This window comes from Desulfosporosinus youngiae DSM 17734 (assembly GCF_000244895.1).
In the GTDB taxonomy this organism is placed as follows: Bacteria; Bacillota; Desulfitobacteriia; order Desulfitobacteriales; family Desulfitobacteriaceae; genus Desulfosporosinus; species Desulfosporosinus youngiae.
Genome location: NZ_CM001441.1, coordinates 5,093,407 through 5,106,953 on the forward strand (window position 1 = coordinate 5,093,407; position 13,547 = coordinate 5,106,953).

13 protein-coding genes are annotated in these 13,547 nt (G+C 43.0%); 1 reads left to right on the plus strand and 12 read right to left on the minus strand.

What is annotated here, in order from left to right:
* Nucleotides 1-14: 14 nt before the first annotated feature.
* The 12 genes from DESYODRAFT_RS23640 to DESYODRAFT_RS23695 all read right to left on the minus strand — a co-directional run bounded on the left by DESYODRAFT_RS23640 (nucleotide 15) and on the right by DESYODRAFT_RS23695 (nucleotide 11,307).
* The gene (locus DESYODRAFT_RS23640; RefSeq protein ID WP_007786939.1) at nucleotides 15-575 is read right to left on the minus strand and encodes an acyltransferase; all 561 of its coding nucleotides are present in this window, start codon (nucleotides 573-575) and stop codon (nucleotides 15-17) included.
* Nucleotides 566-1,192 (minus strand): sugar transferase, encoded by a 627-nt coding sequence (locus DESYODRAFT_RS23645; protein ID WP_007786941.1) that lies wholly within the window; start codon nucleotides 1,190-1,192, stop codon nucleotides 566-568. The genes DESYODRAFT_RS23640 and DESYODRAFT_RS23645 overlap by 10 nt, the downstream gene beginning before the upstream one ends.
* Before the next feature lie 20 nt (nucleotides 1,193-1,212).
* The gene (locus DESYODRAFT_RS23650) at nucleotides 1,213-2,358 is read right to left on the minus strand and encodes a DegT/DnrJ/EryC1/StrS family aminotransferase (RefSeq protein ID WP_007786943.1); all 1,146 of its coding nucleotides are present in this window, start codon (nucleotides 2,356-2,358) and stop codon (nucleotides 1,213-1,215) included.
* On the minus strand, nucleotides 2,359-4,215 hold the full coding sequence (locus tag DESYODRAFT_RS23655) for a polysaccharide biosynthesis protein (protein ID WP_007786944.1): 1,857 nt from the start codon (nucleotides 4,213-4,215) through the stop codon (nucleotides 2,359-2,361).
* A gap of 196 nt (nucleotides 4,216-4,411) precedes the next feature.
* A complete protein-coding gene (locus DESYODRAFT_RS23660) occupies nucleotides 4,412-4,699 on the minus strand; it encodes a hypothetical protein (protein WP_157137240.1) in 288 nt (95 codons plus the stop codon).
* A 223-nt stretch (nucleotides 4,700-4,922) separates the two neighbouring features.
* Nucleotides 4,923-5,609, minus strand: coding sequence for a response regulator (locus DESYODRAFT_RS23665; RefSeq protein WP_007786947.1), 687 nt, complete (start codon nucleotides 5,607-5,609; stop codon nucleotides 4,923-4,925).
* A 51-nt stretch (nucleotides 5,610-5,660) separates the two neighbouring features.
* A complete protein-coding gene (locus DESYODRAFT_RS23670) occupies nucleotides 5,661-8,003 on the minus strand; it encodes a sensor histidine kinase (protein WP_242833509.1) in 2,343 nt (780 codons plus the stop codon).
* On the minus strand, nucleotides 7,993-8,934 hold the full coding sequence (locus DESYODRAFT_RS23675; protein ID WP_007786950.1) for a polyprenyl synthetase family protein: 942 nt from the start codon (nucleotides 8,932-8,934) through the stop codon (nucleotides 7,993-7,995). The genes DESYODRAFT_RS23670 and DESYODRAFT_RS23675 overlap by 11 nt, the downstream gene beginning before the upstream one ends.
* Nucleotides 8,935-8,950: 16 nt before the next feature.
* Nucleotides 8,951-9,151 (minus strand): hypothetical protein, encoded by a 201-nt coding sequence (locus tag DESYODRAFT_RS23680; RefSeq protein WP_007786953.1) that lies wholly within the window; start codon nucleotides 9,149-9,151, stop codon nucleotides 8,951-8,953.
* A 113-nt stretch (nucleotides 9,152-9,264) separates the two neighbouring features.
* Nucleotides 9,265-9,975, minus strand: a complete 711-nt coding sequence (locus DESYODRAFT_RS23685) for a CpsD/CapB family tyrosine-protein kinase (protein ID WP_007786954.1) — start codon at nucleotides 9,973-9,975, stop codon at nucleotides 9,265-9,267.
* Between the two features lie 21 nt (nucleotides 9,976-9,996).
* The gene (locus DESYODRAFT_RS23690) at nucleotides 9,997-10,689 is read right to left on the minus strand and encodes a YveK family protein (RefSeq protein WP_007786955.1); all 693 of its coding nucleotides are present in this window, start codon (nucleotides 10,687-10,689) and stop codon (nucleotides 9,997-9,999) included.
* 147 nt (nucleotides 10,690-10,836) lie between these two features.
* Nucleotides 10,837-11,307, minus strand: a complete 471-nt coding sequence (locus DESYODRAFT_RS23695) for a hypothetical protein (protein WP_007786957.1) — start codon at nucleotides 11,305-11,307, stop codon at nucleotides 10,837-10,839.
* Between the two features lie 234 nt (nucleotides 11,308-11,541).
* Here DESYODRAFT_RS23695 and DESYODRAFT_RS23700 point away from each other — a divergent pair, with 234 nt between their 5' ends.
* Nucleotides 11,542-12,492 carry a DUF3102 domain-containing protein gene (locus tag DESYODRAFT_RS23700; protein WP_007786959.1) on the plus strand — a complete coding sequence of 317 codons (951 nt, stop codon included), beginning with the start codon at nucleotides 11,542-11,544 and terminating at the stop codon, nucleotides 12,490-12,492.
* Nucleotides 12,493-13,547 lie beyond the last annotated feature (1,055 nt).

Here is a 13,547-nt window from a genome sequence, read left to right on the forward strand (position 1 = left end):
ACCTCATTTATGGTTTAGTTTTTAGCATCGAACTTCTCCCACTCATGCACAGCCAATTCCGGTTTGATTCTTTTACCTTTTGGTTTTAAGTCTTCCGGATAGGTATTTAAGTCTGATAATCTTTTTTTCACGTAGTCGTCAAACGTCCCTATAACCCTGGCTGGGTTCCCCCCAACAACAGTATTTTCCGGGACATCTTTTGTGACAACACTCCCTGCCGCTACAATTGCATCGGGGCCAATCCGAATATTATATAAGATCGTTGAGTTGGCCCCTATAAAGACATTGTCCATGATCTCAATACAGCCGATTTTTTCTGTAAACTTGTTATCAGGAAATGCTTTATTAAGCATATTGTGTGTTACATCATGGGTTAGAAACGTCACATTCGAGGCAACCATAATATTGTTATGGAAACGAATTAAGCGTGAATAGAGCGGAATTTTTCTGGATTGAATCATAACATTCTCACCGATAGCGTTATAGATTCCTTTCCTTCTTGCAAATTCCGCTCGTCGAAATCCGCTTCTGATAAATGCCATTCTCACCATAAGCCAATACCGCTTTATTTGCATGACATTGTCCTCTCAGCCGCACCAAACTCTTCCATCGTCTGATTCTTCGACTGATTAACCCCGCGCCTTAAAAACACAATCCCCAAAGTCTTAAAGAAAATCCTTAAATCCAGGCCAAAGGAAATATGATCTACATACCACACATCATATTTAAATCTTGTCTCCCAGCCTACCTGATTACGCCCATGGATCTGTGCCCATCCGGATATTCCCGGCGTCACATCATGCCGCCGCATTTGTTCAGGCGTATATCGCTCCAAATACTGAACCATCAAAGGACGGGGACCAATGAAACTCATCTCCCCTTTTAATATATTAAAAAGCTGAGGCAACTCGTCGACACTAAGCTTTCGTATAATCCCACCGACACGAGTCATCCGTTCCATATCGGATAAGGAATGACCATCTTTCTCCCTCTCCAGGCGCATTGTACGAAACTTATAAATCGTAAATATTACTCCATCTTTACCTGGCCGCTCTTGTTTAAAGAGCACGGGCCCCCGGGACCCTAACTTGATGGCAAGGGCTGCACAAAGCATAATCGGGGATACTGCAATCAACAAAATAATAGAAAATAATAAATCCATGACTCTCTTAACCTTAACGTAAGATAGCATGATCACTCTACACTCCTAGTTCATATCGTCTCTTTCAGTCGTGCTCCGGAATCAGGCAGAGAGGCATACCGAATAGCTCTCCTAATCTCAGCCACGACGTTATCGATTTGCTCCTCGGTGAGATTATTAAAAAATGGAATAGCCAAAGTACCACTCGCGACATGTTCTGTCACCGGAAAATCCCCTTCCTTATACCCAAATATCTCTCGATAGAAAGGCTGAAGGTGAATCGCAGTAAAGTATGGCCTGCATCCAACCCCCCGTTCTAAAAGTAGTTGCATAACAAGATTTCGATCGATCCATGCTTCAAACCTTATTACAAAAACAAACCAACTCATTTTCGCTCTCTGGTCTATGGTCGGAAGAATAACTCCATCCACATCCTTAAGTTTTTGCATATAGAAATCAGCAACTCGCTGGCGTTTAGCGAGGATCTCATCAATACGTTCCAATTGGGCAATACCAAGTGCGCAACTAATGTCACTCATCCGATAGTTGTAACCTAACCGAACATGATTGAGCCACTGAGTATCAATTCCACGTCCTTGATTCCGGAGGCTATAACATAACTTAGCAAGGTTTTCATTGTTCGTAACAACAACCCCACCCTCACCCGTTGTCATTTGCTTATTCGGATAAAAGGCGAAAACCCCGGCATTAGACATCGCTCCGGCTTTCTTACCATTCCACTCTGCCCCAATCGCCTCGCAAGAGTCTTCAATAATCGCTAAGCCATGCTTAAGAGCAATACGTCTGATGTCATTCATGTTGGCAGGCTGCCCGAAAACATGAACCGGTAAAATTGCTTTGGTTCTTTCGGTAATCTTCTCTTCAATTTGTGTTGTATCCAAGTTATAGGTCTTCTCATCAATATCCACAAACACAGGTTTGGCACGCTCAAATAACATACAGTTACTGGAGGAAATAAAACTAAAGGGCGTAGTAATTACTTCATCACCATCTTTTATTCCTAAAGCAGCGATAATCATATGCAAACCACTGGTTCCACTATTACAGGCTATTGCAAACTGTGTTCCGGCGTAATCTGCCATTTTTTTCTCAAACTCATTCAATTTGGGCCCTAAGCTTAGGATATTGGAATCCAAGACCTCTAGTACGGCTTGTTTTTCTTTCTCTGTGATATCTGGCCTTGCTAACGGAATCATCTATATAGCCCTCCTCATCTCTTTCTTCACCGAAAATTGTTTAAACCCCGGCACAACCCCACCCAACACAGTTACGATCTGTTCCCTCGTCAAGTAAGAACCTCGCTCCCTAATCATCTGCACCAAACTCTCAATCCCTTCAGCATTTATTCCATTTGGCTTTGCCACAAAAATTCTCTGATGCTTCGTACTCGCAGTCCCCTCATCTGCTGTGAGCAACTCCTCATACAGTTTCTCCCCGGGACGTATGCCTGTATATTCAATCTTAATATCCACATCCACTTTAAGGCCTGAGAGCCGAATCAAATCCCCTGCCAAATCAACAATTTTGACCGGTTTTCCCATATCCAGAATGAAAACCTCCCCACCTTGGGCCATGGCACCCGCTTGAATCACAAGTTGGGCCGCTTCCGGAATGGTCATAAAGTAACGTACCATCTCAGGATGAGTCACTGTCACGGGACCACCCTTAGCAATCTGTTTCTTGAACGTCGGAATCACACTTCCCCGGCTCCCCAGGACATTGCCAAAGCGAACGGTGACGAACCGCGTCTGGGATTGTCGATCGAGATTTTGAATGATCATCTCAGCCACTCGTTTTGTGGCCCCCATAATACTCGTCGGATTTATAGCCTTATCTGTGGAAATAAGGACAAAGGTTTTTACTTGGGTAATATCCGAGATCTCTGCCACATTATAAGTTCCTAAGATATTGTTCTTCAAAGCTTCTTCAGGATTTCGCTCCATGAGTGGAACGTGCTTATGAGCAGCGGCATGAAAGACAACTCCCGGTTTGTACCTGCTAAAAACCAATTCCACTTTTTCCCGGTCTTTGACGTCCAGGATTTCTGCAATAACGTTAATCCCGGGACATTCTGTACGCAGTTCTTGCTCGATATCAAAAATACTGTTCTCACCACGTCCAACCAGGATAAGTTTTTGCGGGTTAAATCTACATATTTGCCGACAGAGTTCCGAGCCGATTGACCCCCCAGCACCTGTAATTAAGACGGTTTCTCCCGCTAAGTAACCCGCTACCTCCTCAATATCGAGATCCACCTGATCCCTTCCCAGTAAATCTTCGATCTGTACTTCGCGGACGTTTAAGCTATCCACTTGTCCACTGAAATAGTTATAAATACCGGGAATAATCTTAATGACAAGCCCGCTTTTTTCGCAAATCTCAGTCATATCCCGAATCACATCCCCTGAGGCTGAAGGCATGGCAATAATAACCTCTTCAACTTTGTGGGATCTGACAACTCGCGGGATATCCTTCCTGGTTCCTAAGACGGGAATTCCCATCAATTTAAGTTTTTGCTTTTGCGGAGCGTCATCGATGATCCCCACCGGGTAACCATCACGATAATTGGAATTTTTCAGTTCACGAACCGCTAAGGCCCCGGCATCTCCTGCCCCAATGATCAGGACTCGCTTCGGGATTCCGGAGAAATGCAGGTTGAAAACACTGTCTTGTAATATCCGTCCCAGGAAACGAGAGCCTCCGATCAAAAACGTGGTGGTCAGCCATAATAACACGGCCACCGTGTTTGGATAGCGCATCGGGGCCAAAAAATAAATGACGAGTACTACACTACTCGTTCCAACCGTAACCGCATAAACAATCGAAAGAAGTTCACTGATACTGGCATACTGCCAAAGCCGGTTATATAGGCCAAATATTGAGAAGATGATTAAGTAAATCAGCGTTCCGGCCCAAGCTGTATGATAATAAGTTAAGAAATATTCCTGAGGAATATTTCCTTCAAAACGGAGGTAAAAACTTCCGAAGGCAGCTAAATTGACTAGTACTACATCAATTAATATTAATGTTAAGGATTTTCGGTTAAATTTCATGAATGGGCTCCTTTACAGTAGTACAAATACGGAATTATCGCCTCTTTACCCAAACCTTTCTGCTTCCTGCAACTTTGTATTGATATTATTGAGAAAGACGGCCAGATAATTCTTCAAACTTTATGTTTGAGTTCATTATAAGTGGCTTCCAATATTTGTACATCCGTAGAAGCTACGGGAAAAACAAATAAACTTTTCAGGTAGTTTCTACAGGTGCACTCAGGTCGGGCTGCTTCGTCCACATTCGTGCAAGATTAGTTAATTCGTGCAAAGACAGTGCCTTCATGTCCCTCAGCATTCCGAGGGTCGCCCACTCGCCGGTGCGGGAGCTACCTTCAGCGGATAAGTCTTCTTTGGAGATAGCCGCTTCGGCGAAACTGTCCACCGGACACTTTCGTGCCAAACCTCCGGGTAATACCTGATGTGAACCCGTGGCTCCGTCTCCCCGCACCGTCTTGTGGGCCTTTACCGCCTCTCCATGCAATGGGTTCGCTTCTGTGGACGAAGCTACCCTGCTTGCGGGTCTGGGGATTCTTTGGCATGTCTTTAGGGTCTTTTTGTCAGGGTAGACCCCCATGCCGCCGGCGCGGCACCATCTGATGATGAAAAATACAAAAAAATACGCTTTGACCCGTCTTAAAAAGACGTTCAAGCGTATTTTTTCGCTGTTAGACTCTATAACTGCTTATAAAAGATTACCTCATTCTTTAACTAATCTTATCCCCTAGGCCATTATCCTTTGTATAAATCAATACAGCCTCTAAACGGGATTTTGCGCCTAACTTTGACAAGATATTGCCGACATGGAAATCCACAGTGCGGTTTTTAATCTCCAAGGCGGCAGCGATTTCTCTATTGCGCAAGCCTTGGGCGATTAATTCTATTATTTCTAGTTCCTTTGGAGTCAGTGAGAATCTTTTTGACTCACTGGTATTCGTTCCGGTCTCTTCGCCAACAATTACAGATCTAAGATACGGGGCCATGTTTTGGGAAAAATAGTACTGACCGCTACTACTTGAGACCTGCAATATTGCCGCTGTCATTTCACTTTTTGAACAATCTTTAAGAAGAAAACCATTGGCACCTTTATTTAAGGAGGCATCAACATACCCCTCTGGGCTTTGTCCGGTCAGCATAATAATTTTAACATTTGAAGCCAGCACTTTTATTTTTTCTATCAAATCAGTTCCGCTGAAATCAGGAAGATTAATATCGAGTAATACCACGTCCGGATGTTCCGTCTTCACTAGTTTTAAACAATCTCTTCCATTCTTAGCCGTTCCCACAACGGAGATATAGCTCTCAGAGGATAGCAATGATACCGTCCCTTCCGCAAAGAGTGTATGATCATCTACTACTACAACTCTTATGGTCTTCTCCAAACCAGGGACCATCACACTTCCACCTCCTTCAATAATCCTTAGTTATCTGGTAATTGGTAAGCTCTAAATCGGAATAGACGCCTTAAGGGTCGCACCCTGACCAATCTTTGCAGTGATAGAAAACTCTCCACCCAAGCTTTCTATCCGTTCTTTCATGCCAATGATTCCGAAATGATTGCCCGTTAACGACCAATCAGCTATCTCCCGGGGGTCAAACCCTTTACCGGAATCCTTCATGATCATTTCAATTTTCTTATTGACCAAGGTAATGGTGACATTTACTCCGGAGGAACCAGAATGCTTTATAACGTTATTAATGCCTTCCTGCAAAAATCGAAACGCTACCAGTTCAATATCCTCATTAAACCGAGCCTCTCTAGTCACTCCTCTTACTTCCAGCACTATAACCAAAAGCTCTTTTTGCATAATTTGCTGAAACATGACCTCGACAGCAGGAATAAGACCCAAATCCCTCAAAGAAGATGGGCGCAAATTACTGCAAATTGAACGAAGTTCATAATTCAAATCCTCCATCATGTCCTGCATTTCCAAGATCGCTTGAATACAATTACTTTCAGTCGAAAAATTAGTAATTAATTCTTTCATTCTCCGATTTAGATCTAAGCCTATCTGTAATACTCCGTCATGTATTTCCCGCGCCAGAACTTTCTTTTCTTCCTCTAGGTTACTAAATAACAATCGATTGATTACTTCCAGCCCCTGGCTTCTTCGTTGTGTTTCCCAAGATTTTTTCTCTATAGCATTTATTTCCCTGGACAATTGCTTCATGTCACGGATCAACTTGAGACGTTGACCTAATTGATCACACACTTTAGTGAGTATCAGTACTTCATTTGATTTAAATTTGATATAAGAACGGCGATGGCTCAGGAAAATTCCGCATGCAAACTCTTCGGAAACAACAGGTATGTACAATTCCGCAGGAAAATTGCCGGTAAAATATTGGATGGTATGCCTTGTATTTTTAGCTATTCGATAATAATCCTCCATAATTGCTTGCTCTTTTGCATTGCCAAGATATCGTCCTACTGCAGTTTTAGTGTACCGCTCTTCCTGACCGTCTACTATAACAAAGGCACCTTCCAACCCGAGTTGGTTTATTAACTCTTCAACAATCAAGACTTCATTCATTGAGGACGAATTCCTGTGTAATTCAACGATTTTAGTTCCAATTCCACGATTTCTATGAGTAAAGATATACTTATCAGCGGCATAATGTACTAAAGCTTTAAAGAGGTTAAAGATGACAAGTGCCATAGCAGTTAAAGACAACCATAGTAGATATGTCTCGAGCTTCAAATCATTAATCATTCCTATTAGAAATAAAAAATAAGCACAAGCCAGGCAAGTTAAAATGCCAGAAACCATAGATATAATAAGGGACTCGAGAAACATACGGCCATTTGGCAAACTCTTATTTAGGACAACATAACTAAGGGTAAGCGGAACAATCACAATGAAAAGAGCACTAACCTTCGGATTAGCGATAAGTTCAACATCCAGAAGGATAGGAACCGCTGTAAGTATTACAAAGGGCAGCAAGCCTATCGCCAGACTCCAAAGCACAATGGCTGCCTGGTTTTTCGCGGGCTGCTCAGCGGGCAATCTAATCAGCCAGACTAAATTCCATAAAACTGTAACAGTCCCGATCACCCCATTAATGAGGGGGAGTTTTCTAATTTCCACAACCTCGATTGCAGCCCCTAACCCGTTTAAAACAAAGATCATAACTAAAAGGGCTGAAATAATGCCTAAAATCCAAATGATGAGTTGATTTAAACGATTAACCTTGTTATTAAAAACTGAAATAAAATTCACTAAGAGGACTGGTACGAGGGAGAAACCAATGGCCTCTATTTCTCTCGCCAAGATCAATCCACGACTGGAAACCGGGGCTAAGATTATGACCAATCCGACCAGCCAATTAAACCAGAACAGAGCATGAGCTTTGACAAGGAAGGGTCGCTTAAATACTGTAACAAGACCAACTAACCAGAAGATAACTCCTAAAGCGGCCACCGGGAGTTCACTTAACAAAGTATAAGCAAAAGGCGGATTCTCAATTTGGACAACTCTCAGCGGCGCTTCAGGACTCTTTACGGTAATCGTGGAGGCTCCTTCTGCCTCCCCCCACTTTTTAGTCGACGGATACGTCCCCGGGTCGCCGTTATTAATTTTTATAACCATATCCCCTATGCGAATTCCCGATCGATAGCCCTCGCCATGAGGGTCACTAAACGTTACGTTCCAGTTTCCTTCAATATTTTTAAGGCTCAGCCCTACGTAGGGTTGATTGAACAGAATAGTAAAATATACAAGACAAACTAAAATAAAGACGGCATTAGCAGTTCGAAGTGCTAGCCGCCTAAACATTTTATCCAACAAGCTGAATCAACTTCTCTTTACTTTTTTCCGAAATTAAAATACCGTTTAAAATCCCCAGCGCACATTGCTTATACATCTCGTGAATTACTGAACAATAATGAATAGTGCCCTCGTTTACAACCAATTCTCTTAACTGTCCTTTTTCAGTTATCCCGAATTCAGCTAATCCTTGGCTAGCCAAAGTACTCAGGTACTTTAACTTTTCAGCTTCTATCTCATTAAGAACATTCAGAAGATAAACAAACGGTAGTGTTTTCCTTCCTTTAATCAAATCACTTTTCGTCTCCAAATTCAGGAAGTCATCGAGATCATTTTTGATTTGACTCATCATACCTAAGCACATTCCGAATTGTTCGAACCGGCCGGCAAGTGTTTGATCGGCACCTCCTAAGATCGCCCCAATTTTACAAGCGCCGGCGGTCAATCCACCGGATTTTTTCTTAATAATCTCAAAATATTCTTCAAGCGTAATTCTATCTTTACTGTCATTCATAAGCTCCTGAAATTGTCCGTCACACGCTTGTAACCCCATCTGGTTAAGAATCTCACTTACTTTCTCGAAATGCCTGGAATTAGCTAACCTCGAAAGCGCTTTGTAGCTAAGAACCAGAATACAGGTAGCTAAATTAATCCCTTGGGCAGGAGGGACTTTACGCCAAGGGAGATCGTTGTTATCTTGGTCTTGAATATCGTCCAAAATATCAGCCGCCAGGGCATAGAGTTCCATAGCGATGGCTCCTTGAAGACCTTCATCTAAAACTCCCCCAGTGCTATCGCAAGTTATAAGGGTTAATTGGGCCCATCCATACCTTCCCTTGATTTCAAAGCTGGAATCGAGCCAACGATTAATGATGTTTACTACACCCTTGCTAAGCCCGGATTCAGTCATAAGCAGCTCTATTTCATTGGCAATAATTCCGTCCATATTCATGTATAACTTGGCCCCTTTATACCCAATAAAGAGTCGGTTTCATTACAGCCGCTAAAGAATTAGCCGATATTTTTTCTTGCGAGAACACCTTTGCTATGGCGTTCAATTCGCAGTTACTCATTTCGCGGTTAGATTTTAACAGCGGTATTTCTACAGAGCTGCGATTTGGGTTTTTAGCTAATTCGTGAACTAATTCAGCAATCTTGTCAAAGTTCATTAAATTACCTCCCTTCCTATTGAGATAGGTTTGACATCTTTTCCTAAATCCCTCCTATTTCGGGAAATATTACGAAAATCTTCACATTTGATGCCTTCTGCTCCACTCCATATCTACAGATAAGCCATCTTGCTTTGCTTCTTCTTCGTATCGTCTGCAGCGTTATAATAGTTATAACAATAATATCCTTTGGTATTCATGGCCACTTTATTGAGAACCGCGCCGAGGATCTTTATCCCCAACTTATCCAGCAGACCCTTGGCTTTTTGCGCATGCCCCTTGTCCACTTCCCCTGAGGCTAAGACTAAGATGACACCATCAACTTCCAGGGCAAGAATCGCGGCATCTGTAACTGCAATAACAGGAGGAGTATCCATGAGCACCATGTCAAATTCCCCACTGACTTCCTCGATCAAGCATTTCATCCGTTTGGACCCGACGAGCTCTGCAGGATTTGGAGGAACGGGACCTGCCGGGAGAACCCGGACACCAGGCACAACTGTTTCCCAGATATACTTTCGATAGTCCTGATCCTCAACCAGGTAAACCGATAACCCTGCTCTATTATCTAACCCGAATAGTTTATGTTGAGTGGGATTACGTAAATCAGCGTCAATAATCAGCACAGATTTTCCGGATTGAGCTATACTAACCGCGAGATTAGCGACGGTATGAGATTTCCCCTCCCTAGGGCCTGAGCTTGTGACGACTATTTTCTGAGTGTCTGAATCCACACTCGTAAACTGAACATTTGTTCTAAGCGACCGATAGGCCTCTGAGATTGGAGATTTTGTTTGCTCAAAGGTGATTAACGAATAGACCAATGAAATCGTCCCCCCTCGCTCTTATTTTCCCATTTCATAGTCTGGAATGATTCCCAGTACTGGAATCCCTAAAAGCTTCTCAACATCACTCGAAGTCTTTACCGTGTTATCCATATATTCCAACAAGAAGACCAAGCCAAGGGAAACCATAAGGCCGGCAATAAAGGCAATCAATATGTTCAGCAATTTATTAGGCTTAATGGGCTTATCCGGAATCACTGCAGTATCCACAATACTTACACTGTCAACTTTTTTAATTTCAATGACAGCCTTAGAAAACTCTTGCGCCATTGTGTTGGCTATCGAGGCTGCCAGCTCAGAGTTTGTATTGCTCACCTGGATTTCCAGGATTTCTGTCGTCTTCACCTGATTTATGGAGATCAGACGATCGAGTCCTTCAACCGTCAGCTCTAAATCCAGTTCTTCGATCACTTTTTCTTCGACGGTACGACTTTGGGCGATCAGGGCATAGGTTTTGGCAAGTTGTTGGTTCGCTTGAAGTACATTATTATCGAGCATTTTGACTGCCTCTTGGCCGGACTCTGCAGCTTTCTTTCCCACAATCAAGGTGGTTGAAGCTTGGTAAACCGGTTTTATGACAAAAAAGCTAATCACTCCACTGGTGAGTGCCGCGATGAGTGGCAAAGCCACCACGATGATCCATCGTTTTCGCAGCACACCCCAATACTGCCTTAAATCTACTTTCTCTTCCATGTCAACCTCCTAAATCAGTCCCGCAAAACCCCAAACATTGTTTCAAAATTCATTATAGAATTGCTCCGGTCTTTTTACATCCGTATAAACTACAGGCAAATAAAAAAGGAACCCGGTGGTTCCTACAGGTTCTGCGACAACCTCTGCCTAGAGCTTTATGGTCGTGGATAGACTTCCAAAGACACTACCATCTTTTAGAAATTTCCCTTGAATTTCAACACTCTTGCTGTAAAACCTTCTAAAGGTTCTTAAGCTAATTCCATCTCCGCCTTGGGTTCCCGGTATTAAGTCATCGAGGTTTACCCAGGTGGGCTGTCCTCCTGACAGAGGAATTGTTTTATCGGTCATATTCAATTTTAAGTCACATGACTCGTCAACGGTGATACTAAATCCAGTCACTTGAGTCGTATCCGGAGCACCACTGAGGTCAAAGGTTGAGTCATTACTCATCTCACTTAAGTTGTAAGAAGGAACCGTTAGCACTTGAATCTGAAGGACCTTAATAGGCGGAGTTGGAACCGACGTCTTGGCAGAGAAAATTTGTACTGCTAAGCCTAAAAGGCATGCCAGTCCAATAGCCAAGCTTATGTAGAATAACCGCGGCCATTTTTTACGCATGTTGTAAATTCCCCTTTACAATTCTCAGGATACTCTTTTATCCTCTGCAAACTCTCCCAGTAGCTCACTGTTAATGATTTCTATTCCCTCAAAGTCTTCCACCCTTAGTTTGTCCATGCAAAATCGGACACGAATCCGATTTTGCATGGGCAAACTTTCTTTAATACTCGGCTCACATTTCCATACTCTTCCACATATCTTATGATTGAAGTATGAAAGACAGGAGCCATCGCTATGACAGAATCCGCCGCAAAGGAGAGAACACCTCAAGTCATCGCCGCAGAAATCAACACCATCAAATATCAGGCCGGGAGAATCCTGCTTTACAGTCTCATTGAGATCGGACGACGCCTGAAAGAAGCTAAAACCAAAGTCCCTCATGGAGAATGGAGCACATGGCTGAAGGAATCCGTCAGCTTCTCACAAAGCCGAGCCGAAAAACTGATGCGCATCGCCACAACTTACGGCTCCGAGGATTCGGCGTCTCTTGGCACCGGCACCCGGACACAAACTCTTTCCAATCTGACCTACTCCCAGGCCCTCCTCCTCTTAGGCATCCCTGAAGAAGAACGGGCCGAGTTTGTCACCGAACTGGATATTGAAGGCCTGACGACTCTGGAACTGAAAAAAGCCGTAGAAGAAAAGAAAGCAGCCTTACAGGAAAGGGACCAAGCTAGAGAAGAACGAGATCAGGCCGTTGAAGCAGGCCGGCAGACTACTCAAAAATTAGAGCAACTTACACATGACCATAAAGATCTGAAAAAACAGGTGAACGAAAAAGACAGCGAACTCAGCCGGTTAACCACTGTGAACCAATCTCTGGATCAGCAGGTAAAAGATTGCCGGCCTCACTCCGGCAATGAACAGAAAAGCCTGCGCGAAAAAGAAGTTAGGCTCAAAGAAGATCGTGACAACAGTGAATATGCCGAAAAAATCACTCAACTGGAAAATCAGATCAAGACAACGGAAGGCCTAATCCCTATCATGACCGCAGAAGCGAAATACGTCTTTTATCGGGATCAATTGCTCAGAGCTTTTGAAAATGTCTTGATAGCCCTTAAAGTATTAAACGACAAAGACCCCGAGGTAAAGGAACAGCATCGCGAGGCGGCCTATGAGATGATGAAGAACCTGACCAAGCAGTTGGAGGTATATCCGCCTGTCCCCACCTTCACTGTCATGTAATAAAACCAGCTTGGCGCACGGTGCGATCCCTTTGGCCCTACCCTCATTTTGTCCCAAAACTCTCAGATGAATAAATACTATTTTACCCTTCCGCGATTAAATCCTTTTTCTTTAGCCGTATCTTCCCTAACTTGATGTCATTACCTTTATTAAGGTATAATTAGCTAAGAAATAGTATAGATTAAAACCGGGATGCGTCAACATCCCGGTTATACAACTGACCGTAGTGAGCGGCGATGATGAAAGAGCAAGGTGCCCGGCGGAATGGACTACTTGCTCTTTTGCGTTCCTTTAAGTATTAACACAGAGAAGTGCCAGTCCTCTTTGGGCGGAAAAGTTGACCCCGAAGACGTGAATTTGACAATATTAAGGATACCAAACGACATATCTTAAATCATTTTTATGAAAACACAGGACGTTTTTCCTATCCATTTTAAACACAGTGATACATAGATAAAGCTTATTTGTTTTGTTAGAATAATACTTGTCAATGTTTGATGGGGGGATTACTTTTGCTCTGGCATAAATTAAGCTACAAAAAACAAAATTGGATTATCATCGGCGGCACACTGATACTTGCCCTCGCCGCTATTCTAGCCGTCAGCTTCTTCGTCAAAGTCCTTTAAAAGGAGATTATAAAGGAGTGTTCCAAGCTATCTGGCTTTGGACACTCCTTTATAATCGAAAACTTGAGCTGCTTGATGAGTTGCCCTGAAATAATGAGTATGTCCACATATTCTGTGACTAAAGCAACGGAAAGGGCTGGACAAGTGGATGGTAACACATTACACCCTTCCAAAAGGTCACAGATATTAAGAGTAAGTCTTTAGTCAAACTTTTGCCCTATTATACCATTATTACCGTAGCAGGTTAACTGAATTCTTTCTATACAAATGTAAACGGCTTAATGTCACTAATCGGTGGAGAATAGCTGGTAAGCCATTGATATCTGTGTCCTATAATGTGAGTTATGATCAATCGAAAAATGAAAGGTTCCAGTACACTTTTCGTTGCTTTTCGTTGTTCGACAAATTCCGGGAAGTACCAGTCCCCTT